The organism is Novosphingobium sp. 11B, from assembly GCF_054589055.1.
The window spans coordinates 72,095-95,883 of the sequence record NZ_BAAILP010000323.1; the positions used below are offsets into that span (position 1 = coordinate 72,095).

Sequence of the window (23,789 nt, forward strand, 5' to 3'; positions counted from 1 at the left end):
ACGTGCGAACCCGGGTGCCTGCGAGGTATTGCCTCTACCATGAAAATGATTTCGTTCGCCGATGGCATGAGCGTTCCCGCATTGGGGCAGGGCACCTGGATGATGGGCGAGAGCCCCGATCGCCGCGCGGCCGAGGCCGCGGCCTTGCAGGAAGGCATCGAACTTGGCCTGACCCTGATTGACACCGCCGAGATGTATGCCGATGGTGAGGCCGAGCGGGTGGTCGGCGAGGCGATAGCCGGGCGGCGCGAGGCGGTCTTCCTTGTCAGCAAGGCCTATCCGCAGAATGCATCCGGGAGGCGGCTGCGCCGAGCCTGCGAGGCGAGCCTGAAACGCCTCGGAACCGATCGGCTCGACCTCTACCTCCTGCACTGGCGCGGCAATGTTGCCTTCGCCGAAACGGTGGAGGCCATGGAGGAACTGGTTGCCGCAGGCCTTGTAGCGCGCTGGGGCGTCAGCAATCTCGATACCGAAGACATGGAGGATCTTGCGGCCGCCGGCGGCGAAGCCTGCGCCGCGAACCAGATCCTCTACAATCTCGCACGGCGCGGCCCCGAGTTCGAACTGATCCCATGGCTCGAGCGCCGCCGTATTCCCGTCATGGCCTACAGTCCGGTCGAGCAGGGAAGACTGCTCGGCCATACGGTGCTGCGCGAGGTGGCATTGCGGCACGGCGCCAGTGCGGCGCAGGTCGCCCTCGCGTGGCTGATGACAAGGCCGGGCGTCCTGCCCATTCCCAAAGCAGCCTCGATCGCGCATGTTCAAGAGAACCGCGCCGCTGTGGATCTGGTTCTGACGCAAGGCGATCTCGCGGCGCTCGAGCACGCTTTCCCGCCCCCCGTAAAGCGCAGCCGGCTCGAGATGCTCTAGGCTTGCTTCGCGCCTTCTACCGTTTCGCGGTCGTCCTGGCGGGCAGAGGCGTTTCGAACACCCAGTTTAGATAGGCGGCGATGCGAACGCCTGCGCGTTTCAGGCGATCGTCGATCTCGGTGCGGTGGGCATACGCGTAATCCCACGAGAGTGCCGGATCTGCAGGGTAGATCGTCTTGCGCAGGGCGATGCTCTCGTGGATCCATACCGCTGGTTCGCGCTCGTTCCAGGCGATGACATCGGCCGGTGTGATCGATCGCGACAGCCAGGCGGCGTACTCGGAATAGGACAGCGAGCGCTGCTCGATGAGCGCCGAATCCCACACCGAGTGGAGATTGGTCGGCCTGCCGAACCAAGTGACCGAGACCGTATTGCCGCCGCGATCAGTACCGGTCCCGGCATGGAGCGGCTGATGCAGGTCGCCGATGATATGGACGATGAAACGAAGCGCCAGGCGCTTGTCGTCGGGCGTGGACTTGGGATCGCGCAGGGTAGCGGTGAAACGCGACAGCGCGGTCATCGCGTCCCCAGCGGCTGGCCCGTCGGATGCCTTGTAGTCCTCGCCGGCGACGGTCACGTAGTGCCAGGGGCTGGCCTGCTTCTGCCAGAAGACGTCGGGATCGGACTTCATGTCATCGGGCCAGGTTGCCGCTTCGGCGAGATCCTCGGTTCCGAGCAGCAGGCGGACATTGGCCCGGGCAAGGCCGCTCAGGTTCTCGTCGGCGATCGCCCCGGTGATGCGGTGACCGACCGGTCCCCAGGCATGGGCGGGAGTGGCGATGGCGAGCGAGGCGGCGAGAAGGATCGATTTGCGCATGATGGCTTCATAGAGCACGGCACGCCGGGGGACAGCCCCCCAGCTTCCTTCTAATCGATGCGAGGCCGCCAGTTCCACTTGGCTGCATTGTTTCACATTACGCTCTCGCGCGGGGCAGTTTCGGAACACTCGCGCGGCCGGCAGATTTCCGAAACCGGGACCCAACGGTGCACTAAGCCGGGAATGACGCAGGGTGTTCTCCTGCCGCGATAAATAGGGCTAAAATGCTTAGGAAGTCGTGGAAAGGATGCTGGAACTTGGCGTGCTTGTACGGCAAGGGGACCTCCCGAATTGCCATCAGGCCCTCGCGAGGCGAGGCCTTACTGACGAGTTGACGACCTGGACATGAGCAAGAATGAACGCGGCGGAGAGTTCGAAGCGCCGGTTATCGATGCGAGCCGCGGCTCTGTCGCCAAGTTCATAGCCTATGCCAGGCGTCGCGGCACGATCACCGTCGACGAGCTGAACCTTGCCCTGCCGCAGGACCAGATGACCGCAGACCAGATCGAGGACGTCATGGCGGCGATGTCGGAGATGGGTATCAGGATCGTCGAGAACGAGGATGACCCGGATTCCGACGATACGCCCGCCGGGGGCGCCTTATCGCGCGAGGATGAGAGCGACGACGATCAGGCGCCTGGCAACGATGTGGGCGACGACGTGGCCAATGATGATATCGGGGGCGCCGACGACGGAGCGGGCTTCGAAAGCCGCGGGCCGAAGCCGAAAAAGGCGTAGAGCCTGGGCAGCACGGATGATCCCGTGCGCATGTACCTGCGCGAGATGGGCGCTGCGGAGATGCTCACCCGTGAGGGGGAGGCCGCTATTGCCAAGCGGATCGAAGCGGGCCGCGACATGATGATCCAGGGCCTGTGCGAAAGCCCGCTGACGTTCCATGCCATCATCCGCTGGTCCGACGCGCTCGATGCCGGAGACATGCAACTGCGCGAGATTCTCGATCTCGACGCGATGCTTTCGAAGGAGCCGCAGTCCGAGACGTTCGCCGAAGGCGGCGAAGCCGAAGACGGCGGCGAGATCAGCGAGAAGACCGCGGGCCCATCCTTCAGCGATGAAGAGGAGCCGGAAGAGCAGGACGCCGGTCAACTGGACGAAGACGGCAATCCGGCCTCGACCCCGCGAACCGAAGAGGCGGACGCGGACGAGGGCGGTATCAGCCTCGCGCAGATGGAAGCGGCGCTCATGCCAGGGGCGCTGGAGAAATTCGCGCTCATCGCCGAATTGTTTCGCAGCTTCGAGGCGCTTCAGGTAGGCCGTATGGAGGCGGCAGGGCTTGGCATCACTTTCCCCGAGGCGAAGGAGGAACAGTACCAGCAGCTGCGAGCCGAACTCACCGCACAGGTCGAGTCCGTCAAGTTCCATGCGGTCAAGATCGAGCAGCTGATCGACAACCTCTACGTGTCCAATCGCCGTCTCACGGCGCTGGGCGGTCAGATGCTGCGGCTGGTCGAGCGGCACAAGGTGAAGCGCGCCGATTTCCTTGAAGCCTACGTTGGCCGTGAACTGGATGACACCTGGGTGGCCGAGATGGCAGGCAGGGACAAGAAATGGGCTGCGTTCGCCGCCGCCGAAGCCGAGCCCGCCGAGCGTATCCGTAACGAGGTCACGGAAATCGCGGCGACCATCGGCATGGCGCTCCCCGAGTTTCGCCGCATCGTCAACATGGTCCAGAAGGGCGAGCGCGAGGCGCGTATCGCCAAGAAGGAGATGGTCGAGGCGAACCTGCGCCTGGTGATCTCGATCGCCAAGAAGTACCTCAACCGGGGACTACAGTTCCTCGACCTGATCCAGGAGGGCAACATCGGGCTGATGAAGGCCGTGGACAAGTTCGAGTACCGGCGCGGCTACAAGTTCTCGACTTATGCGACCTGGTGGATCAGGCAGGCTATCACCCGTTCGATCGCGGACCAGGCCCGCACGATCCGCATCCCGGTTCACATGATCGAGACGATCAACAAGCTGGTCCGGGCAAACCGGCGCTTCCTGCACGAGCATGGCCGCGAGCCCACGCCCGAGGAGATGGCAGAACAGCTCTCGATGCCGCTCGACAAGGTCAAACGCGTGCTCAAGATCGCGAAAGAGCCGGTTTCGCTCGAAACTCCCGTGGGCGACGAGGAAGACAGCCACCTGGGCGATTTCATCAGGGACGAGAACGCGGTCATCCCGGTCGATGCGGCGATCCAGGCCAATCTGAAGGAAATGATCACCCGCACGCTTGCCTCGCTCACTCCGCGTGAGGAGCGCGTGCTGCGCATGCGCTTCGGCATCGGCATGAACACCGATCACACGCTGGAGGAAGTCGGCCAGCAGTTCTCGGTGACGCGCGAACGTATCCGCCAGATCGAGGCCAAGGCACTGCGCAAGCTCAAACACCCGAGCCGGTCGCGCGCGATGCGCGCGTTCCTGGATTGACGCGTATTTGCACTGACATTCGCGCCCGAATTCTACGCCGGCTTCGGCGGTTTCAGGTCACAGATCTTGCGGGTGGAGATGCGACAACTCGGTCGCGGCGACGCATAGCTGCGGGCGCCGTGCCGGTCTTGATGCGATCTCGTGACAGAGACCATAGCGGCTGAACACCGTTTGTCCCGCAAGCGAGCACGTGTCGACGACCAACTTGCATATCGGACGCCTCATGGCCGGATGATGTCCTCCCTTGGCCCATGGCCGATCGGCGTCGCTATTTATGGGGTGCAGGGGGAACGTCTTCGTGGTTCTCCCGCTGCCTTCGCGCTTCGTGTTGTTCACGCGCTATCTGCCGGCCGAGAAGGCGGGCAAGACGCAATATAGCGGCATTCGCACTTGGTGAAAGTTCAGGAAGCGCGGCGGGAGGCGGGCGTTGGCTTTTCATGGCCTTGGCCTTTCACTGTCGATGCGCAGGTGATGTGGGATCGTGGATGGCGAGCAAGTCCGAAGTGGAGGGGGAGGGAAAGGCTGCAGCTCGCCTTGCGGGAAATTTGTATCGGCGTTCCCGTACTGAACACTGTCTTGTCCTGTTTCCACGCCAAGCGTCGTTGTGTTATCTTCCGCTTCGGAAAGGCTCTGCACATGCAGGATGTTGATCACGTCGAACCGGCAGAAGAGGCGGCCCCGCCGTCGCCGCGTGCTGCCGACTGGTTCTGGCACCCGTGGTATGCCAAACTCTATCTTGCCCTGGCGCTGCTCTACTGGATCGGCCTCGAGTTGATGATCACCATCCCCTATGATCGGCTGAACATCTATCTCGTCAACACGATGGTGCTGGTGATCTTCGTGTTCAATCCGGTTACGGTGATCGCAGCCCTGGGTTATGGCTTCCTCAAGGCCAAGGTCGCGTGCGGGGAATGGGTGATTACGCCGGGGCCACCGTCGCAGAGTCCCTTGATCGATCCTTACACCGACCCATTCGATTGCCGATCCGGAGATATTCACCTTCAGCACATTGGCGTGATCAAGTGCTGACATTATGGATCGCGCCGCTCTTTGAAGCTCGAATCCCCATCCGCTGGGCCATCCTCCCAATCCAATAGCAATCTACCTGAACTCAGGATCGAAGACTGCTCCATCGAGACGATCGGACCCGTTAGATCTACTACGCCGCGACCGGCGTCTGCTTGTTTCAAATAGCGGTTACGCAGCCCTTCACTCCCAAGCACCTGCTGCCCAAGCTCTCGCGCAAACGTCTCCTCTGGACGACTAGACCTAGCTGATGCCTTTTCTGCAGATGCGATTGCTTCGCGAACATCATAGTTCACGACGTCAATCGAAGATCGCGCGGAAACCGACGCGCTTCCTCGATCGACAATATTCGCGTCCAGTTTTGCGCTCAGCGATCCCGTCGCACCGCCCGCGCCCTTTGCTTGGCCGTTGTTTTGCGATCCAAGACCGCGGGTCGCTGAGGCCGTCAAACTTCCAGAAACGCTTTGGCTATCAGAGGTTTGATGTTCGGCGTTTCGAGAAAGCGACCGTTGCCACCCGGTCTGCGCGATGATCGCTGTGACATCGCGTTCCAGCGTATCGGCTACCTGCGGCTTCAGCCGCCAATTGCCCCGCCGATCCATCTCGAACCCGCCGCGCAGCCAGTTGGCCATGGCCGCCTGCCCTTCCTTGCCGCTGCCCAGGAAGTGCTCGATCGTGTCGGGGCCCGCCTGCTTGCCGGCCTCGAAGCGCGTGCTGGTGTCATTACGGGCCGATTGGCTAAATCCGGTGCTGCTGGAAACGAGCAGATCGTTGTGCGCGAAACTGAAGCGGGCATGGCCGCCATTGGCTATGGCGCCAAGCTGGCTTTCGTTGACAAGACCACCGCGCCACATCTGCGCTGCAAGTTCGGGCGTCAGATTGAGGCTGACATCGCCATTCTGGTCCATGGCGATGTGGCGCTTCGACATCTCGACACCATGCGCGCGCAGCAGCTGCTGGGTGCGGGTGAGGCGTTCCCGCTCGACGATCCCGGTCAGGCGCTCGTTGCGCGCACGATCGGCGATACCTTCCGCGCCGCCCTCGGTCATGTCGACCTGGTTACCGGCGGTCCCGGCAAGCGCGCGGATGAAGGAATCGAGACGCGCGGCTTCTCGCACGGAAACGCCCGCAGCCGCGGCGCCTTCGGCAAAACCGGCATTGTCCGCCTGCCGTCGCTGTTCGCCGATCTGCGCGTTGCCGCGCGCCCCGTCGAGCCCGATCTCGCGCTGGGCGTCGAGCTTGCCCGAGCGCTCGGCGAAGTCGTAGCCCGCGGCCTCGCGCGTGCGTCCATAGACGCTCGTACCCTCGCGCGCCGCTTCTGCGCTGGCGCCATCGGCGGTCCCGACTTGAACGGCGGCACTGTAACTTTCCAGCGCGCGCAGCACCTGCGCCTCATTGCGCCCGGTCGCGCGCGCGAGTTGGCTGATCGCCGTCGATCGCGCTTCTCCCGAGAGGGCGTTGATAAAGCCGATGCGGCGGCTGGTTTCGGTGACGGACAGCCCGAGCATAGCGGCTGCCTGGCGCTGGCCCTGATTGCCGCCGGTGCGATGCGCCTGCTCGGTCGCGACATTGCCGCGCTCGACGGCAGCGACCCGGTTCCCCGCGTAGTCGCGCCGTCCCTCCATCGCGCCGACCTGCGTCTCAGCCGCGGTGAGGTCGTTGCGCAGCATCTGGTCCTGCTCGAAGGCGTTGGCGGTCAGCTTGGCGAAAGTCGGATCGGCCCCTGCCTGGGCAATGACGGTGGAAGCCTTGAGCGCTGCGTCCTTGGCGTCATAGCCGCTACGCTCGAAATGCCGCTGCGCGCCCGACTGCATCATCTCGTAGGCTTGGCTGTCGCCGAACGCCTTCCACTGCACCATGTTCTGAGCGAAGGCGGCAAAGGCCCGCTCGCCCGGCTGTCCTTCCCCGAAATACGTCGTGCCCAGCTTTCGCAAGGCATCGCCCTGGGCGAAGTTATGGATGGCCGATGTCGCCGCATTGGCGCGAACGACGCGGGCCGTCGCCGGATCGCCGAGGTCCCGCCCAAGGAGGGCAGGGGACAGGCCGCCCAGTTCGCGCGCGGCGTCGGTCCGCCCAAGCCCGAATGCGGCGGTGCCGCTCGCTCCGCCGCCCTGTTCGCCGAGCACGGTACCGGAGGAGGCGAATGCCCGGTCGAGACCGAAACTGCTGCGCTCGCCGAAGTCGCCGAACCCGGAGGACGCCGATCGCCGCGCAGCCGTGCCGCTCGCCGACGCCTGCGCTTCAAGCGCCGAGGCGTAGCCCTCGCTGGTCCCGACAGTGGCCGCTGCCATGCTACCCTGGCTCTGGACCCCGAGCATGCCCGAGGTGAAGGCGGTGAACATGTTGCCCGAGAAGCGGAACACCGTGAACACGAACGCGCCCGCCAGGCCAGCGGCAGCAGTACGGAACGAGCCGAAGATCGCGAGTGCTTTCATCGCCGCCGAGGGCGCGAGGATCCAGCTGTCGGCGGCGACACTGGTCGCGCGCAGTTCGGCCAGAACGTCCATCGCGCGGCCGAGGGTCAGCTGGTAGATGCCGGCATCGATCACGCCCCACAGCGCGACGAAGACGAAGAGGCCAAGCGCAAAGCTCGCGACCCGAAGGTTGATCGGCGTCAGGATGAAGAGCAGCGCAATCGGCATCATCATCAGCATGATCGCGAAGACCGAGGCGCGGATGGTCGGCATCCACTCGTTGGCCGTCGAGAGCGTGGCGAGCCCGTTGGACTCGATCGCGCGGTTGGCCATCACCCGTGCGGTCGCCGCCGGCGAATCCTCGAACAGGACGTCGCCCACGGTCTGGCCGAGCAGGATGTTGGTGAGGAACTTCTGCCGGTTCATCGCTTGCCCCAGCATCAATTCGCCCAGGCCGTCGATCTGTTGGCGGCAGCGATCGCGCTGGGCCGTCTGGGTCACGTCGAAGCCTGTGCGCGCGCAGACCTGATCGCTGTAGGCATCGAACAGCGTGGAATCCGACAGGCGCTCGGAAATGTGGCTCCACGCCGCCTCGCAGCTCACCGTCTTTCCCGCCTTGTCGCTCGCCGTGAACACGGTCGAGAAGGTGGCCGGTCCAGCCATCGCCGCGAAAGAGGCGGGAAGGTCGGTCGAGGTCCGGAAGAGCTGGTCGTCGTCGACGCCGTACGCCGGAGAGACGCGCGCCACCGGATAGCACTGGCGCACATAGTCCTTCACCGTCGCATCGAGGAAGGTGTCGACCATCGGGCTGCGCGGAGACACCGCGTTCAGGAACAGGTCGAACGCGTGACCACCCGCTCCGAACTCCAGCTTGGCATTGGGATCGGTGGTATTGTCGTCGATCGTCTCGGCAAGCGCCCGCTCCATCAGATTGGTGACGCCCGCGACCAGCACGATGAGATTGGGAACATCGCCTACCGGCTGGTAGGCGTTGCGAACCCGGTCGTAGACATGGACCGTGCCGGTCGTGGCGATCATCCCGGCGAACAGGCCGATGCCGACGAGCATCTGGAAGCCGAATGCGACAAGACCCATTCCCGAGCCCCGGATGCTGGCGATCACCGCGCCGAAGGCGATGCCTGCCACCGCGATGATCACCACCAGCGTCTCATAGCGCGGATCGCCGAAGATCATCGCGATCAGGTGAAAGGCATCGACGGTCTCGGAAAAGCCGTCCCAGGTGTAGTAACTGGAATCGATCGCCAGCGCGGGCGTCGCGAAAAGCGAGCCGGCGAGGACGATCAGCAGGCGAAGGAAGGAGCGCATGGCGGGCCTCACCGATTACGATTGGCATTCGCGCCCGCGGCATCGCGGGCGTCGCGGTCGCGCTGGCGCACGACCCCGGCGTAGCTTGCCGACAGGTTCGCCTGGTTCATGGCTGCCATGTAGGACTGACGCATCTGCGCGCGCTGGCGCAGCACCTCGTCCCGGAGTTCGCGAAGCTGCTCGATACCCTTGGTGAGAATCCGCGTCTGGCACACGTTCGTGTTCTCGGCATCGGCCGCACCCGCCGTGGTGACGCCGCGCTCGGCGTTCTGAAGGGCGAAGTCGATCGAGCGGGTCAGGTCGTTGAGCATCTGGTAGGCGAGGGTGAGCGCCACCAGTTCGTCGGTGTCGGCAATGACGCTGTCGGTAAGACCCTGGCGCACGCCCCATTCGAGCAGACGATAGACCGGCAGGGTGCGCACGTTGGCGACGAACTGCTTCTCCTCGCTCGTCAGCGCCGAGCGGGTGCGGATCTTCGCGGCGACCGATTCCATCTTCTCGCGGGCCAGCACCAGCGCGCCGCGCCCGCTCCCGTTCACCGAGCAGTCCGAGGCAGTGGCGGGAATGTTGAGCGCACGGGTCGGCACGCGGCCGGTCAGGAAATCGTCGGCACTCTCGGTATCCTGGCGCGGGCAGGCGGGGATGGCGGAGAAGACCGGTACCTTGTCGTTCGCATCCCAGCGCATGTAGACGTCGCCGACCCGGGCCCGCATGACGCCCGCCCAGTCGGAGGCGCCGACCCTGGCGGCGGCGTGGGCAAGGAGCGAGCCGGTCCTGAAGATCTCGGTCACTTCCGCCGGGCAATTCTCGAGCGCGTCCTTCAGATCCTCGGTCGGGTTGCCCTTGTTCGACTGGATCTTCTCGCGGCTCTGCTGCCAGTTATTGGCGTAGCCCTCGCGGATCGACTTGTAGCCGGTCATCTCCTCGACGATCCCCGACATGTTGTCGTCGCCCTTGGCGATCTGGACCATGCGGTTGGCGAGGCGGCAGTCGTTCACCTGGATCGAGTTCAGGTAATTGGTCGCCGCTTCCATTTTTGAAATTATATTGCCCATTTTCTCGTCAAGGGTTTCCAGAAGATACTGGAAGGCGACCGCAGGGGCTGCCTGGAGGATCGTTTCCAGCTTCTCGACGAGGTATTCCGGATCGAGGAACGACATACCGCCGAGGAACATGTCGATGCCGCCGCAGCCCGCCTTCACCTTGGGCAGTGTCAGGCTCATGAGATAGTCGTCATGGACGTCGACCCGGCCCGACATCCCGCCCGCGGTCACATAACCGCGGGTCTGGTCCTCGAAGCTTCCGGGAGCAGTGTAGGTGACATTGTCGAACCAGCTTTCTGCCCAGCTCTGCGCATGCGCGGGGACCGCGTGGCCACACGATGCGACCACCAGGAAGAGCAGGTAGGCAGAAGCGCGACGTTTCAGTCGACGTAGATCGAAATCCATTGCGGGCATCCCGGTGAGGTGGAAAGGTGACGCAGCCCCGCCATGATCAGCGTCCCTTCGGGTTGGAGGAGACCGGCGCCCTCACGCCGACGATCCCTGTGAACCTGGACATGGCGCGCACGCCGACGGCAGCTCTGGCCCCGGTGAGCATCCTGGCGGCAAGCCAGGCATTGCGCGCGATGTTGACTTCGTGATCGGTTCCGATCGCGATGGGAACCATGCGGCCAGGATCGCCAAGCGGACGCACCCAGGCGACGGGATGTCCAACCCAGGGCAGGCCAAGCCTCCCCGATCGCAATCTCGCCTCCTCCTGGTCGATGGTCTGGACCCGCCAGCCAAAGCGGCCTCGAAATTGCACCAGCTTGGTCCAGAGGTCACCGCACGGAACGCAGCCCGGAGCAGTGGTGATCTCGATCACGTAAAGCGACGCCTGGCTGCGCAGCATGACAGCGAAGTCCGGTGGAAAGTCACGGGTGAGCGGTGCGCGCGAAAGCCACGCTTCCATTTCCCGGACCGTCGATACCGGATGGATGGCTGCACGCATCGCCGGGGTCGGGCGGATTTGCGCGTCGGCTGGAGTGGCCATCGTCATCGTGACCGTGGCCAGCAGTGGCTTGCAGGTAATGGAGTTTAGCATTACCTTTCGGGCGGTAGAAAGGAATCCTGCGATGACGGCTCTCAAAGTACCCGCGAGGGATACGACCCTGACGGTAACTGCAAAGGGGCAGATCACGCTGCGCAAGGACCTGTTGCAGCACCTGGGCGTCCATGCCGGGGCCAAGCTGACGATCCACAAGCTGCCCAATGGACGGCTCGAGGTCGAAGTCGCTCGCCCGAAGGGCAAGATCACCGAGGCCTTCGGGATGTTGAAGCGGGACGGGCAGAAGCCTGTATCGATCGAGGACATGAACGCTGCGATCGAGCAGGGCTGGGCCGGCGACCTGTGAAAATCACGGCGGATACGAATATCCTCGTCCGGGCGGTGACCGAGGACGATCCGGTGCAGGCGCCGATCGCCCAGCGCTTGCTGGCTGAGGCGACGCTCGTCGCCATACCGATCCCGGCGCTGTGCGAATTCGTCTGGGTGCTGAGCCGGGCCTATGGTTTCGCAAGGTCCGACATCGCGCGATCCATGCGCGCGCTTGTTCACGCAGACAATGTCGAGACGGATCTTGGCGCGGTCGAGGCCGGGCTGGCGCTCTTGGAGGCAGGCGGCGACTTTGGCGACGGCGCGATCGCGCACGAGGGCAAATGGCTTGGCGGCGAGACTTTCGTCTCGTTCGATCGCAAGGCGATCGCGTTGTTGAAGGACCAGGGCGAAGCGGTGCTTCTGCCATCCTGAATGTCCAGCGGTCACGGCCGCGCGCCAGGGGCTCATGGCCGCACACCCGGTGGATCGGCCAATTCACGACCGGTGCCGCGCGGATCGGCCGCGGAAACCGGCCCGTTGGCGAGTGCATCGAAGAAACCATTTTCCTCGCCCGCGGCGGTCAGCCACTGCTCTGGCCGGATGTCGCCGCTCAGCAGCCGCACCGCCTGGTAGGCCATCTGCGCGATGTTGGGGTAAGTCTCGACCCCGGCGGCGATGACCATGCGCTGGGCGCTGTTCCGGCGAATGACCATGGTCGTCGGCGTGACCTCGACCCCGAAGCGCTGCCCCAGTTCAGGCTTGCGGTCGAGATCCACGAGGCTTGCCTGCCAGCCCATCTCGTCCTGGAAGCGCTGGACGATCGGCCACTGCACGCGGCAATAGCCGCAGGACGCGCGCGCGAACATGACGAGCGCGAATTCGCTCGCTTTCGAGCGCAGATACTGGCGGCGCAGCTGATCCTTGTGTGCGCCGAGCACATCGCGCGCCTCGCCGACCATCGGGTTCGCCGCCCTCGCATTGAGCTCGGGATGCGTGAGCATGGCGAGCTGGGTGACGCCTGCGAAAGCGCGGGCCTTACGACGCGCGAAGTCCTGCAGCCGCCAGAAGTCCGATACGGCCTCGACGGTGAGCACGGTGGCGGCATAGTCGCGCTGCTGTTCGATCAGCGTGCGGATTTTCGGCGGGGTCCAGGTCGCGAGCTCCGCCATCGGCGGGATCACCGGTTTTACAAGCGCGTCCGGATCGGGCTGCTCCTCCTCGCCCCCGGCCTCCTCCACCTTGGGCGGCGCCTCATACCACCAGTAGCCGCGGGTGCCGCTCTGCGCGCCTGCGCCGACGGAGGCCTGCGCCTGCACTGCCTGGGTAGGCAGCAAAAGGGCTGCGGCGAGGGCAAGCTGCCGTCTCACAGCAGCTTCTCCATTCGCGTCAGACGATCGATCGCGACCGGCCCGTAATAGCGGCTGTCGTATCCGTCGGGATGGCGGGAGCCGACGAAGATCATGCCATCGGGAATGCGCGTGATGCCCGGGCGCCAGTGCGTCAGCACCTTGCCGCCGCGGCCGATCGGCTTGCTGACGCCCATCAGGCGGCCGTTGCAATAGTACCAGCCATTGCCGGGTTGGCCCAGGCGAACGGCCTTCTCGATCATGACAATCGGCTCACCCGGCATGCACAGCGCATATTTGGTGACGTTGACGGGCCTTGGACCCGCCACCGGGTCTGACAGCATGAACGATACGAGATCGCCGCGCCCGATCGGGCCGGGCGCGCGATGCACCACCCAGGCGTCGATCGACGGGGTCATCACCAGCGTCATGTGGGGCATCGCCCACCATGCGAAGAGACCGATCGGGAGTACGATACCGTAAGCCTTGAGCAGCTGCGCGGGGCGCGCCGGCTGGCCAAGACCACTGGCGCCGAGCGCCACGGCGGCGCGTAGCGGCAGATCCCTCCCATCACGATAAAGCCGCTTACCGGCGCGCCAGGCGAGCGAGAGCATCCCGCACCTCCTTTTCGCCGCCGAGGCGGCCATATTCCTCGAGCAGCCCGGTAAGCGCCGCGTCGCCGAACACGAGATGCGCGGGCCGCAGGGGCACCTCGTCACGCTCGCAATAGGGCCGGGTGGGATCGCCGGGGACCATCGCCAGTGCCGGCACCCGGGTGACGCCATGCTGGCGGAAGACCAGCGGATCGACGATCAGCTGCACGTTACGCATGGCGCAGCCGGGCCCTTCGCAGCCCGGATCGATGCGCAGGATCGCCGCCGACAATTTCGCCATCGGCGCGACCTTCCGCATCCCGCCTGGCATTCCCCGAAACGCCATGACGCCGCCGGCACGCTCGAGTTGGCCCGCATAAGTCCGCAGCGTCGCGACCGGCATGGCGGACGACACGAACAGCACCGGCACCCAGCGCGTCTCACCACCAGCGGAGACCACGCCGGCCAGCGCCGCGGCTTCGGGCTGTTCCAGTCCCAGCGCCTGCGCGACCCGGCGACCGGCAGCTTCCCGCTCGGCGGCGAGCGCTTCGCGCGCCGCCGCGACATCTTTTTCCGCGCGTTTGACCATGGCAGGATCCGTCTTGCCGCGGCGAAAACCCTCGAAGGCGCGGCGCTGCGTGGCGGTGTCTGGCTTCGCGGTCAGAACGGGCGAGGGGACCGCGGTGGCCTTCGCCTTGCCGGCGACGCGCTTGACGCGCTCCATGGCGTCCGCACCCTGGTCCTCGATCCGCGTGCGGGCGCTCTCCGGCTGCGCCTGCACGGTCGCGGCGGGCGGCTCGCTTGCGCCTGCGCCCATGGGCGCACAGGCAAGGCAGGCCACGAGCAGGCCGCGCCTAGTTGCTGATCGTCTGCATATAGGCATCGATCTTGTCCTTCATGTCGATCTGGATTTCGCTCTGCGCGCGCGCTTCGATCTCCTCGTAGTATTCGGAGAGATCCATCCTGCTGAAATCGAGCGCCTGGAATTCTTCCGCGGTGAAGCCGCGGCAATAAGGGTTCTTCGCCGTGCCCCAGCCCTTCTCGGCGAAGCTCTTGAGCTGCGGGCGCCCCTGTTCCTGGATGATGCGGCCGAGCTTGGTGTTGAAGCAGCAGTGGCCTTTCGCCTTCTGCACGCAGATGCCCAGAATCTTCGACGAGCAATAGCTGCCGACCTCATGACACATTCCCGAGCCGTGCAGCATGCCCACTTCCATGTCCTCCTGGTCGCAGCCCTGCAGCAGCACCTCGATCATGAAATTGACGGCCAGGCTGATCGCGATCGAGGTGGGATCGATGCCGACGATGATCGCATTGGCGCCTGCGCTTGCCGCCTGGCTCGCGGTCGCCCCCGCCTTGAATGCGGTGTAGGCCGCCTTGAGGCCCGTGAAGACGCCCTTGGCGACGGCGATCTTGGTCGAGATCGACGAGATCGAACCACCCATGCCGTCCTTGACGATCTTGCCCTTGTCCTTGCAGCAGTTCTGGAATGTGGTGCTGAGACCTGCGGGACGACAGCGCGCGGCGCGGCCCGAGAATATCTCGATCGTACCCAGGCAATTGCCGTCCGCATCGACCTCGCCATCGGCCTCGACACCGGGATCGCCGAGCGCGGCTTCCTCGACGACGGGATTGGCACCGGTGTCGATGCAGGGGTTGGCAGAGCAGGCGGCCGCGCCGCCGCTCGCGGGAACCTCGCAGGCATATTGATCGCCGAGCGGGCAATGGAGCGCGCCTGCCGTGTCCGCCTCGCACGTCGTCTGGCCGATCGGACACATCCACCCACCCGAAGCGGTCAGATGGCAGGCGGCCGTCTCGCCTTCGTCGGCCGCATCGCCGTTGCCGTCGAGATCGGCCGCGCAAAGCTGCTGGGCGGCGGCGCTCGCCGGAAGCAACAGCACGCTGGCGATGAGCAGCACGGCTGCTGCAAGGTGGGACCGCGCGGCGCTCATCGCACGCTGCTCGTGCAGACCATGTCCGCCCCGCCGAGGCGCACCGACTGCATCATCACCGCCGCTTCGGGAAAATCATCGAGGCATCCGCAGCCCTCCACGAGGTCCTCGCCTTCCCCGGCCGGGCAGACGTTGCTGTCCTGGCAGGTGCGGTAGTAATAGTCCCAGCCTGTCGGATCGGTCTGCTTCGAACCGGTCACGCCATCGAGGGCGACTGCCGTGTTCGCCTGCGCCTTGCGGGTTTTGCAGATCGGCTCGCAGGCGCTGACGCTGCCGCGATCGGGCATGGAGAAGCTGCGGGTGGTGAGGCGGTAGCTGCCGTCGGCGTTCGCCAACCGGTCGGCAAGCAGGGTCTCGGCCGAGTGATCGATGATATAGGCGCCGCGCGAGAGATCGGGCTGGGCCGCCGCTCCCAGATCGACGGTGCACCGGTAGGTGCGCTCGCGCAGGAAGAAGTCGCGGGCGATCTGCGCGGTGCAGGCGCCGGTTCCGAATACCCGCGTCTGGGGCAGCGGCGAGAGGCCGGTGTTGACGCCGCCGCGAAACGTCGTGACCCCGTCGACCACGTCATCCTGCAGCCGGCAGGCATCGTTTGCCCCATAGCCGGAACAGGTATCGACAAGCTGCTCGCTCGTCTTGCATCCGGTATCGACGCTCGCTTCGATCGCGGCATAGGCTTCGCCGCCCTCGGCGACTGCGACGCGCAGCCAGATGTCGTGGTCGCCCTGTGTCATCCGCGAGGTCAGGTCGAGCGCGGGGTTCAGGTAGAAAGCGCCCTTCTTCTCGCACTTGCCCGGCGGCAATCCGGTTCCGGTCCAGGTCTGCGGCCCGGAACCCATCAGTTCGCCGTCGACACGGATCTGCGCCCAGTCATCCGCGCCGAAGCGGGTGAGCAGAACCTGTCGCAGGCGATCGGTGTCCTTTACCCGCAGCGTCATGTGGAAGTCGAAGATCGAGCAGGATCCGCCCGTGAGGCTGTTGTCGGACGGCGAGCCCATGAGAAAGGTGACGTTCCCGGTGCCCGTGACGGACGTCGCATAGCCACCTGCGATCCGGTCGATGACCTTTTCGGTTGTTATTTCTTCCTGGGCGATCTGCCGGGTGATGGTGCAGCTGCGGCTGACCTCGGAAGTGCCGGTGCCGGTCGAAGAGGCGGCGAGCGCCTGGAACACGCTGCTGGCCTGCGCGGCGGCGGCGGCGTCGCTGGAGATGGCGCCGGGATTGCTCTTGTACGCGGCGGCGCCGACATCGGACTGCGCTGTGCACGAGGTCGTCTGGGCGCCGGTGTAACGGATGACCGGCCCATCGATCGACGCTTGCGTAATGGCGATGCGGGCGTCCGACGTGGTGAGCGCGCCGACCACGCCGCCACCGAGGTCCTTCAGCACCGAGGCGATGTTGCCCCACGCCAGGTTGCTGCCGCAGCTGTTGTTGACGCAGTAACAGCCGGCAAGCTCGGTCAGATCGACCTCGCTGAGCTTGAGCGCTCCCGAAGTCGCGGTGTCCCAGCGGAAGAACCGGCAGGCATCCCACGTCCCCGGGGTGCAGGAGATGATCCCGTTCGCGCAGATGCCCGAGGTCACGACGGGCACCGTCAGCGCCTCGTCGAAGCTGCCGTCGAGATCGCTGTCCCGCGAAATGCGGAGCGTGGCGATATCGCCGGTGGCGCCTGGCTGAGCGAGCAGTTCCAGATAGGTCGCGGTCTTCTGGCAGGCGAGATCGGGAGTGAACGCTTTGGAGGAGTCCACCGTGGTGATGCTCCGGCCCGCCATAACCGGCGTCACGTAGTTATCGAGCAGCGCATCGCTTTCAGAGCTTTTGGCGCGCGCGGCGGCGGCCGCGGCGCGGGCGCGGTCCTCCGGCGTCTGCGCGTCCAGCGGCGCGCAAAGCCCGAGCACCGTGACAAGGACCAGGGCGCGCGCCTTCATGGCTGGATCTCGCCTGGAACGACGCCGCGCGAGCCGCGAGGCAAACGAAACAGCGGGACGTCGCCGTCGCTGAGCGGCCTCTCGGCCCTGAACACGGCTTGCCCCTCGAAGACGGTCAGCGTGGCCGCGACGACAGACGGCGAGGAGGGGAGCACCGCCTGTCCATCGTCTGTGTTGAAGGCCACGCCGACCGCCCGACCGACACCGCAGGGGGGAAACGGCGCCGGTCTGACCGCGATGGAAACGCCCGGGCTGAGGGGCTGACGGGCAGGCCACCGGCTGATCCCGGGCGTTTTCACGCGGTTGTCGGAAGGCGACCTGCTCACGGCGTCGATACTCCGGCGCAGCAGATCGTCTTTTCGAAGAGCATGAACTGGGCGTTGTCCTTGCCGGGCGCATGCTTCGCGCTGGTCCAGAGCGCACCGGGCCGGCCGACATTGACGCAGCTGCCGCCCTTGACCGGCTCCATCAGCTGGAACTTGTAGCGGCTCTTGGTCCACACCGGCTGGGGGATGAAGGAGCAGCCGTCGGCCGAACTGATGGTGAGCGCGCCGAGCCGCCCCATCATGAACAGGCCGCGCGCGGCAAGCCCCGCCCAGGCCTCGACGCTGTCCCCGAAATGAATGTCGCCCGCAACCGGATAGGTCGCGCCCCACGAGCCCATGCACCAGAACAGCGGATCGACGACCTTGCCCGCGGCTGCGGCGGCGCTGTCGGCCATGCAGGCAAGCCCCGCGGCCGGATTGCCGAACAGGATCGCCTCGGGCTGGATGATCGCGCCCAGCGTCGCCGATTGCCAAGTCGGCAGGACCTCGGTGATGAGGGCGACGTCGAAGCCGTCGTCCTCGATGCACGGCAGGTCGGTGAACATGTCGAGCATCTTCCAGACCGGCGAGATGTAGTAGTGCATCTGCGCGAACATCTTGCGCGTGTTGGTGCCGTCGGCGAGGCTGCTCTGGCTCCCCTGCAGCTTGCCTCCGGTCGGCATGATGTCCGCGCCGAGCGCCATCATGCAGCCCGGTTCGGTCACGACATCGACCATGCGGTTGGGGGACCAGAAGCTGACTTTCACCCCGAACCAGAAGGTCACGCCCTTGCGGCAGGCGCAGAGCGGCTTGGACGCCGACTGGGCATCGAGCGCCTTGCCGAGCGGCTCACTGGGGCCGACCTTCACGCCGCCGATCGTGATCGGGAAGATGCAGTTCCAGCGCACTTTGGTGATCGGGTTGAACACCGTGCCCGCTTCGCATTTGGACGCATGGGCGGGAGAGGCGATCGCCAGCGCCGCAAGGGCGGCGCCAAGAGCGAAGATGCCGCGTCGCGATCGAAATGCGACCATCTTTCCTACGCGGCAGGAACGCATAGCATTGCCTAGCGGCGTCGAAATGCGTGCCAAATTTTTGTACATTGGGTTCGTAATGGATCGAAGGCGAGAGTGATGAACAAGTTCGTGGATATTGCTTCGAAGATCGACGAGCGCGCCACCGAGCGTATGAGCTTCCGGACGAAGCCGCGCATCAAGGAGGCCATCCGGTACGCGGCGGCGGTGTCGGGCGTCGATGGTTCCACTTTCGCCATGAACGCGGCTTACAAGGCCGCGCTCGAGGTCATCGAGGCGCAGGAGCGGACGGTTCTTCGCGGAGAAGACGCGGCCGCTCTGCTCGATGCCCTCGAGAATCCCCCTCAGCCGACTGAGGCGATGCGCAGTGGATTTGCCCAGTATCGCGATCGTTACTTGTCCAACTGAACGGCGCGCAGGTGCATGCACCGCCCCATTACCGAGCCGCTCGATGTCGCCCGGCACGATCGTTCGACATTCCAAAGCGGCATCGGTCAGGTCGATAATTTCTTCCGCAGGGCCGCCGCCAAGCTGACCCGCGCCGCGAATGTGCAAACGATCGTCCTGGACGGTGGGCAGGGCCAGGTGCTGGGCCTCTATGCCCAGAACGCTTCGGCCATCGCGTACCGCGATCTGCCGGCACGTTATGCAAGGTCGCGACCCGGCCATGGAGAAATTCCGGCTGTCTTCATTTCGATGATCGGCGTCGACCGGCGCGTCCAGGGCAGGGGCCTTGGTCGTGACCTGCTCGTCGACAGCCTCTGGCGCATCGTCGAGGCCGAACGCTCGGTCGGAATAGCGCTGGTCCTGATCGATGTTCTCGATTGCGGAGATGCTGTCCAGGTCACCCGGCGAAAGGACTTCTATCTGCGACATGGATTCGCGGAGCTTCCGGGGCAGCCCCTTCGTCTGTTCCTGCCGATCGCAACGCTGCGCGAACTGATCGGACATTGATCCGCGGCCGAACCTCTGGGCGATAAGGATAATCATCGCGGCGCCTTTCGCGCGATTTTGGCCCTGTCCGCTTCAACCAGGCCTACTTCGGTAAGCACCAGCTTCTGGCCGTCCTGCGCGACGATTACCGGCGCGGCCGTCAGACCGAGCCGCGCCTTGACGCGCTCTTCGAGTAGAAACAGCGTCCGGCCATGGCGTTCGCCGAGAGTGATCGCATCGGCATCGCCGGGGTCGCCGGCCGCGAGCAGGATGAAATCGGCGGGCCTTGCGGTGCGCAGCGCCCAGTCGAGCTCGCGCGGGTGTACGACAATCAGCCGCTGGGGAAGCGACACATAGGCAAGCGGGTTGAAGCTGAAGCCCTTCGCATAGAGCAGTTTGCCCTCTGGTAGCCGGATATCCTGCTCAAGCGTGTAGAACGGGACCACCGTGCGGGTCCGATCCGCGCGGGCAATTCCGAGCGACGCCGCCTTCATCGCCGACCAGCGTTCGCGCGGCCCGAAGGCCGTCGTCATATCGGGAACGCGCAAGGCCTGGCCTTCGATCTCGCTCAGAGCGTCGGGTTCGGCGATGGGCCAGGTGCGACCGATGGTGCTGGTCGCGGCCAGGACGGCCGTCGGGGTGGCGACAATGGCGGCAAGCGATACCGCTCTACGCAGGGCATGACGACATACAGAACTAGCGACCATGGCGACGCCTCCAGCCACGCTGACCACCATCGATATCCTCGCCGATCGCCGCGCGGATCAGCGCTGCACTCGCAATGAGCGTGGTAATGAAGACGAGCAGGCGGAACCGATCGGGTACGCCGGGCAGCTGCCAGGCGATGCAGGACTGCACCAGCAGCAGACCCTGGCTGCCGACCATCAGGCGGACAGGCCCAGGGCCTGGGGTCGAGGAGAAGAGGCCGTTCACCGATGCCTCCACTGCCGAACCCGCGACACCAGCTTCCCGCAGGCGCCGGAAAGACCGATCAGCAGCATGCCGCTCGCAAAGCAGGCGGCGGCGACGATGATCCCGGCGCGCAGCGCGGAGAGGGAAGGCTGATGAAGCGCGATGCCGGCGATCGTCACCAGCGCGCCCATCATGAAGGTTTCGATAGCGACGAGCCGCAGCCGCCAGCGGAAGGCAGCAGCCTCCGCACGCTGGGTCACGCGCGCTTCGATGGCGGCCTGCACGGCCCGGTCCTGCTCCCAGTCGAGCAGCAGCTGGTCGGGATGCGAGGACGGCGCGCGTGTCATGTCGAGGCCCCATCCGATTGACCGTCCCACTGGCGCTCCTGCCGGCCCGCATCGCCCAGGATCTGCACGGGGTCGACACCGGCGAGTTCGCACACCGCTTCCAGCGGGCTGCGCCCGGCGCGCAGCAGCGCTTCGAAGGCGGCGACCTCGCCTGGCGCCGAGGTGTTTATCCAGTAGCTGAAGGGATCGACCACGAGCCTCGCGATGCCGAGGCCAAGCGGAGAATCTATGAACACCTCGGAATAGTTCGGCTTGGCGTTGCGGACCGATTTGAGGAGGTCGAGGACGAAGCCCGAATAGTCGAGGATCTTGTTGTCGACTGCCTTGTCGTAGGTCGAGCCCTGCAGCAGGAACTTCGTCGCCGCGTTCTCGAGGATCACCTGGCCGGTGCCGCCGAAGAGCGTCAGATCGTTCATGCTCTGAAGGACGATGCCGAAGCTGCCCTGGTATTTGCGCGCCCGGCGATACCCCTGACCGAAGGCCTCGGCGAGACGCGAGAGATCCTGCCCCTCGCTGCGCGTCATGAACTGGGCGGCCTCGTCGCATAGCACGAAGCGAGGACGACCGCGGTCGGAGAGATAGAGCTCCTGGGTGACGGCGTTGACCACCACCATGACGATGACATTGAAGAGGTCCGGCAGTGCCTTGAGCCGTTCGAGCTCGAGCACGACGAACTCGTCGCTGCGGATGTCGAAGGTCGATGGGCCGTTGAAGAAATGGCCGTAGGCGCCCCCCGACCCGAAATCGCGCAGGTTGAAGGCGAGCTCGCGCGCGACCGGCACGAGATGCTCGACGCGGTCGAGATCCGAGACAGCGTTCTCGGGATAGCGGCCCAGCCACTCGCGCACCGCATCGATGCCGTCCTCGCCGCGTCCGCCATCGACCGTCCACTGGACAGCGGATTTGAGGAGATTCCACTGCGAGGTGGTAACGGGTTTGCGGGTTGCGGCATTCGCCATTTCCGCGACGATCGCGACCGCCATGGCGATCGCCGACTGCTTGTCCTCGCCATCGAGCGCGAGCCCCATGTCGAAGGGGTTGAGGACAAGGCGTTCCTCACCGATGTCGATGTAGCGGCCCGAGCACAGCGTGCAGAGCTTCCTATAGCTGCCGCCGATATCGATGATCCGGATGAGCGCGCCTTGCGCGTAATATTGCTGGCACAGGTTGTTGAGCAGGAAGCTCTTGCCCGCGCCGGATTCGGCCGAGACGATGAAGTTGTAGTTGTTGATCCGCGGATCGAAGAGGTCGAGCGTGATCAGCTGACCCTTGCGGCCGACGTAGAGGAGTGCCGGGCGCCCGCCCCCGCGAAAATCAGTCTGCACCGGCGCCATCAGCGTCGCGGCTTTCACTGGCATCCGGAAGTCGCGCTCGAGCAGCTTCAGCGTGCGCTTTTCGGGATAAAGCCCGAAAGGCAGGCTGGCGGCGAGCAGCACCGGCAGCAGATAGCTCTCCTCCTGGACCATGAAGGGCAGCGGTTCGGACTCCCACAGCCGCTTGGCACGCGCGGCCATGTCGCGCGCCTGGCCGCTGTCGCGGCCCAGCACCCACATCGTCGGGATCACCGAAACGAACCGGCTGTTCGAGGCCTCGTCGAGGATCCAGCCGATCTCCTCGATCTGCTTGCCCACCTCGACCGCGAAGCTGCCCGCTGCCTTCTGCGCGGAAAGGATCTGGGCGCGCTTGTGAATCTCGAACTGCGAATGGTCGAACAGCACCGTGAGACAGGAGAGGAACGGGCCGCCAATCTGGTCGCTGTCCTCCGCGCTTCCGCGCATTCCGCCCATGAGACGGTTGGCGCGCTCGGCGGTGATGCGCCGCGCCGGCGCCTTGGGCGTCAGGCAGCGCGCGACCTGGTTGCCGAGAAAAACCTCCGGCCCCTCGAAAAAGAGGTCGGGCCCCGCCTCGATGATCTGGCGCGCCACCGAGGGCGCGGGCATGCCGCCGACGCCGTCCTGCAGAAAAACGCCGGGCGCAGACGCGAACACGCCGTTGAAGATCCGCCGGTAGAAACTGACAAGCTCCGATGGCGGCAGACGGCGAATGCCCATCTTCGCCAGCTGCTCCTCGACCTGCCGGCGCAGATCGGCGCCCAGCTTCACTCGCGTTTTCACCGCGAGGAACAGGCGAAAGTCACGCACCGGGATACCGTGCAGGGAGTCGAGCCCGCGTGTTCCGGCGCGCAGGTAGTCGGCGGTCCGCCGCGCCGAGGCCTGCACCAGCGGATCGGGCCGGACCTTGAGGTCGAGGTAAGCATCGAGCGCAGGGTCTATGAGGGGATCGGCGAAGGTGATGAGCTGCAGCACCGTCCCTTCGGGGAAGTGGACATTGAGCAGCCCAAGCAGCGCCTGCTGGACATGAGCGAACATGTAGGCGGCGGGTACGAGCTCCCAGGCCTGGCCCCAGCCATCGTCGATGCACAGGAAGGCTTCCTCCTCCTCGACCCAGGCCAGCATTGGCAGGAAGTCGGAATAGGCATCGCGCGTCACCGCAGCGCGCAGGCGCCGGCAGCTGAGACCGCCTCGGGAATCCCTCGCGCTCATGGCCGGCTCTCCGGTTCGAGAGCCTTGGGGCTCGCGCCGGTAGATGGGTCGGCGGCTTCTTCCGGATCGCTCTCGCGCGTGGTGCGCAGCACGGGCGGTGCGGGAACCCGGCCGCCGGGTTCGACGAGATAGTCGCCGACAACCCAAGCAGGTCTGTCGACGATCGAATAGATGTAGCGCGGCATATAGAGGCGGCCCGGCCGCTGCTTGTCCGCATAGGGAAGGATCAGCGTGCGCACCGTGCGCGAGGGGCGCAGCATTGGCGAGGCAGGGCTCTCGACCACTGCGCCGATGCTGGGCTCAGCGGGTCGGGCGGCGGCAGGAAGCTTCGTACCCCGGCGATTGGAGGCGGGCGCCGCTGGGGCGTGTTGAGCAGCGGGCAGGGTGCGCCCGTCTATAGGGTGCGCCTTTTCTTGGTCGAGCAGCTTGCGATCGTTGATGACGGCCGGATCGGACTTGGACGGCCTTCCGGCCAGCGCGTCGGCATAGGCCTGGTCGGGATGGATGCACTGGCCATGGTCGCTGTTCTTGCAGGAGAACTTCTCGCTGTAGGGCGACATCACCGAACCGACCGCAGCGCAGCCCGACAGGGACAGGCCGATGAGGGGGAGGGGGAGAGCCAGCAAGGCGGGACGTAGCACGGTCATGTTCCTGTCTC

General features: G+C 65.4%; 24 protein-coding genes. 8 read left to right on the forward strand and 16 right to left on the reverse strand.

The window, feature by feature from the left end; translation table 11 throughout:
- Window positions 1-39: 39 nt before the first annotated feature.
- Window positions 40-870 (forward strand): aldo/keto reductase, encoded by an 831-nt coding sequence (locus ACYPYD_RS26765; protein WP_459666856.1) that lies wholly within the window; start codon window positions 40-42, stop codon window positions 868-870.
- Between the two features lie 16 nt (window positions 871-886).
- On the opposite strand, the gene ACYPYD_RS26770 is transcribed toward ACYPYD_RS26765, so the two are convergent.
- Window positions 887-1,687, reverse strand: a complete 801-nt coding sequence (locus ACYPYD_RS26770) for a S1/P1 nuclease (protein ID WP_459666774.1) — start codon at window positions 1,685-1,687, stop codon at window positions 887-889.
- A 345-nt stretch (window positions 1,688-2,032) separates the two neighbouring features.
- Here ACYPYD_RS26770 and ACYPYD_RS26775 point away from each other — a divergent pair, with 345 nt between their 5' ends.
- The 3 genes from ACYPYD_RS26775 to ACYPYD_RS26785 all read left to right on the forward strand — a co-directional run bounded on the left by ACYPYD_RS26775 (window position 2,033) and on the right by ACYPYD_RS26785 (window position 5,146).
- Complete coding sequence (locus ACYPYD_RS26775; protein ID WP_459666777.1) at window positions 2,033-2,425, forward strand: RNA polymerase sigma factor region1.1 domain-containing protein; 393 nt, start codon at window positions 2,033-2,035, stop codon at window positions 2,423-2,425.
- A 30-nt stretch (window positions 2,426-2,455) separates the two neighbouring features.
- Complete coding sequence (rpoD, locus tag ACYPYD_RS26780; RefSeq protein WP_459666858.1) at window positions 2,456-4,117, forward strand: RNA polymerase sigma factor RpoD; 1,662 nt, start codon at window positions 2,456-2,458, stop codon at window positions 4,115-4,117.
- Window positions 4,118-4,510: 393 nt separating this feature from the next.
- The gene (locus ACYPYD_RS26785) at window positions 4,511-5,146 is read left to right on the forward strand and encodes a hypothetical protein (RefSeq protein ID WP_459666780.1); all 636 of its coding nucleotides are present in this window, start codon (window positions 4,511-4,513) and stop codon (window positions 5,144-5,146) included.
- 2 nt (window positions 5,147-5,148) lie between these two features.
- On the opposite strand, the gene ACYPYD_RS26790 is transcribed toward ACYPYD_RS26785, so the two are convergent.
- Genes ACYPYD_RS26790 through ACYPYD_RS26800 form a run of 3 tightly spaced genes read right to left on the reverse strand, consistent with a single transcriptional unit; the run spans window position 5,149 to window position 10,923 of the window.
- Window positions 5,149-8,883 carry a conjugal transfer protein TraG N-terminal domain-containing protein gene (locus ACYPYD_RS26790; RefSeq protein ID WP_459666783.1) on the reverse strand — a complete coding sequence of 1,245 codons (3,735 nt, stop codon included), beginning with the start codon at window positions 8,881-8,883 and terminating at the stop codon, window positions 5,149-5,151.
- Between the two features lie 8 nt (window positions 8,884-8,891).
- Entirely contained in the window at window positions 8,892-10,331 is a 1,440-nt protein-coding gene (locus ACYPYD_RS26795; protein WP_459666784.1) for a conjugal transfer protein TraH, read from the reverse strand.
- A gap of 46 nt (window positions 10,332-10,377) precedes the next feature.
- Complete coding sequence (locus tag ACYPYD_RS26800; protein WP_459666786.1) at window positions 10,378-10,923, reverse strand: hypothetical protein; 546 nt, start codon at window positions 10,921-10,923, stop codon at window positions 10,378-10,380.
- On the opposite strand from ACYPYD_RS26800, the gene ACYPYD_RS26805 reads away from it, so the two are divergent.
- Both ACYPYD_RS26805 and ACYPYD_RS26810 read left to right on the forward strand, forming a co-directional pair.
- The gene (locus ACYPYD_RS26805) at window positions 10,910-11,278 is read left to right on the forward strand and encodes an AbrB/MazE/SpoVT family DNA-binding domain-containing protein (RefSeq protein ID WP_459666789.1); all 369 of its coding nucleotides are present in this window, start codon (window positions 10,910-10,912) and stop codon (window positions 11,276-11,278) included. The two genes, ACYPYD_RS26800 and ACYPYD_RS26805, sit on opposite strands and share 14 nt — an antisense overlap.
- The gene (locus ACYPYD_RS26810; protein WP_008827560.1) at window positions 11,275-11,673 is read left to right on the forward strand and encodes a type II toxin-antitoxin system VapC family toxin; all 399 of its coding nucleotides are present in this window, start codon (window positions 11,275-11,277) and stop codon (window positions 11,671-11,673) included. The genes ACYPYD_RS26805 and ACYPYD_RS26810 overlap by 4 nt, the downstream gene beginning before the upstream one ends.
- A 32-nt stretch (window positions 11,674-11,705) precedes the next feature.
- Here ACYPYD_RS26810 and ACYPYD_RS26815 read toward each other — a convergent pair whose 3' ends face one another.
- The 7 genes from ACYPYD_RS26815 to ACYPYD_RS26845 form a co-directional block, all read right to left on the reverse strand.
- A complete protein-coding gene (locus tag ACYPYD_RS26815; protein WP_459666791.1) occupies window positions 11,706-12,608 on the reverse strand; it encodes a conjugal transfer protein TraF in 903 nt (300 codons plus the stop codon).
- Window positions 12,605-13,201 carry a S26 family signal peptidase gene (locus tag ACYPYD_RS26820; RefSeq protein ID WP_459666793.1) on the reverse strand — a complete coding sequence of 199 codons (597 nt, stop codon included), beginning with the start codon at window positions 13,199-13,201 and terminating at the stop codon, window positions 12,605-12,607. The genes ACYPYD_RS26815 and ACYPYD_RS26820 overlap by 4 nt, the downstream gene beginning before the upstream one ends.
- Window positions 13,173-13,997: a type-F conjugative transfer system pilin assembly protein TrbC gene (locus ACYPYD_RS26825; RefSeq protein WP_459666795.1), complete on the reverse strand. Its 825-nt coding sequence runs from the start codon at window positions 13,995-13,997 to the stop codon at window positions 13,173-13,175. The genes ACYPYD_RS26820 and ACYPYD_RS26825 overlap by 29 nt, the downstream gene beginning before the upstream one ends.
- 37 nt (window positions 13,998-14,034) lie before the next feature.
- Window positions 14,035-15,129, reverse strand: coding sequence for a conjugal transfer protein TraN (gene traN, locus ACYPYD_RS26830; protein WP_459666797.1), 1,095 nt, complete (start codon window positions 15,127-15,129; stop codon window positions 14,035-14,037).
- Window positions 15,126-17,057, reverse strand: a complete 1,932-nt coding sequence (locus ACYPYD_RS26835; RefSeq protein ID WP_459666800.1) for a hypothetical protein — start codon at window positions 17,055-17,057, stop codon at window positions 15,126-15,128. Before ACYPYD_RS26835 ends, traN begins: the two co-directional genes overlap by 4 nt.
- Window positions 17,054-17,242 carry a hypothetical protein gene (locus ACYPYD_RS26840; protein ID WP_459666802.1) on the reverse strand — a complete coding sequence of 63 codons (189 nt, stop codon included), beginning with the start codon at window positions 17,240-17,242 and terminating at the stop codon, window positions 17,054-17,056. The genes ACYPYD_RS26835 and ACYPYD_RS26840 overlap by 4 nt, the downstream gene beginning before the upstream one ends.
- 137 nt (window positions 17,243-17,379) lie before the next feature.
- The gene (locus ACYPYD_RS26845) at window positions 17,380-18,396 is read right to left on the reverse strand and encodes a TraU family protein (protein WP_459666804.1); all 1,017 of its coding nucleotides are present in this window, start codon (window positions 18,394-18,396) and stop codon (window positions 17,380-17,382) included.
- Window positions 18,397-18,495: 99 nt separating this feature from the next.
- Between ACYPYD_RS26845 and ACYPYD_RS26850 the strand changes: the two genes are divergently transcribed.
- Window positions 18,496-18,804: a type II toxin-antitoxin system TacA family antitoxin gene (locus ACYPYD_RS26850; RefSeq protein WP_459666806.1), complete on the forward strand. Its 309-nt coding sequence runs from the start codon at window positions 18,496-18,498 to the stop codon at window positions 18,802-18,804.
- A 15-nt stretch (window positions 18,805-18,819) separates the two neighbouring features.
- On the forward strand, window positions 18,820-19,350 hold the full coding sequence (locus tag ACYPYD_RS26855) for a GNAT family N-acetyltransferase (protein ID WP_459666808.1): 531 nt from the start codon (window positions 18,820-18,822) through the stop codon (window positions 19,348-19,350).
- A 32-nt stretch (window positions 19,351-19,382) separates the two neighbouring features.
- Here ACYPYD_RS26855 and ACYPYD_RS26860 read toward each other — a convergent pair whose 3' ends face one another.
- The 5 genes from ACYPYD_RS26860 to ACYPYD_RS26880 are packed head-to-tail and all read right to left on the reverse strand — an operon-like array spanning window position 19,383 to window position 23,778.
- Window positions 19,383-20,036: a conjugal transfer protein TraW gene (locus ACYPYD_RS26860; RefSeq protein ID WP_459666860.1), complete on the reverse strand. Its 654-nt coding sequence runs from the start codon at window positions 20,034-20,036 to the stop codon at window positions 19,383-19,385.
- Window positions 20,026-20,262, reverse strand: a complete 237-nt coding sequence (locus ACYPYD_RS26865) for a hypothetical protein (protein ID WP_459666810.1) — start codon at window positions 20,260-20,262, stop codon at window positions 20,026-20,028. Before ACYPYD_RS26865 ends, ACYPYD_RS26860 begins: the two co-directional genes overlap by 11 nt.
- Window positions 20,259-20,588 carry a hypothetical protein gene (locus ACYPYD_RS26870; protein WP_459666811.1) on the reverse strand — a complete coding sequence of 110 codons (330 nt, stop codon included), beginning with the start codon at window positions 20,586-20,588 and terminating at the stop codon, window positions 20,259-20,261. Before ACYPYD_RS26870 ends, ACYPYD_RS26865 begins: the two co-directional genes overlap by 4 nt.
- Window positions 20,585-23,131: a TraC family protein gene (locus ACYPYD_RS26875; protein WP_459666813.1), complete on the reverse strand. Its 2,547-nt coding sequence runs from the start codon at window positions 23,129-23,131 to the stop codon at window positions 20,585-20,587. Before ACYPYD_RS26875 ends, ACYPYD_RS26870 begins: the two co-directional genes overlap by 4 nt.
- Complete coding sequence (locus ACYPYD_RS26880; protein WP_459666814.1) at window positions 23,128-23,778, reverse strand: TraV family lipoprotein; 651 nt, start codon at window positions 23,776-23,778, stop codon at window positions 23,128-23,130. Before ACYPYD_RS26880 ends, ACYPYD_RS26875 begins: the two co-directional genes overlap by 4 nt.
- Window positions 23,779-23,789 lie beyond the last annotated feature (11 nt).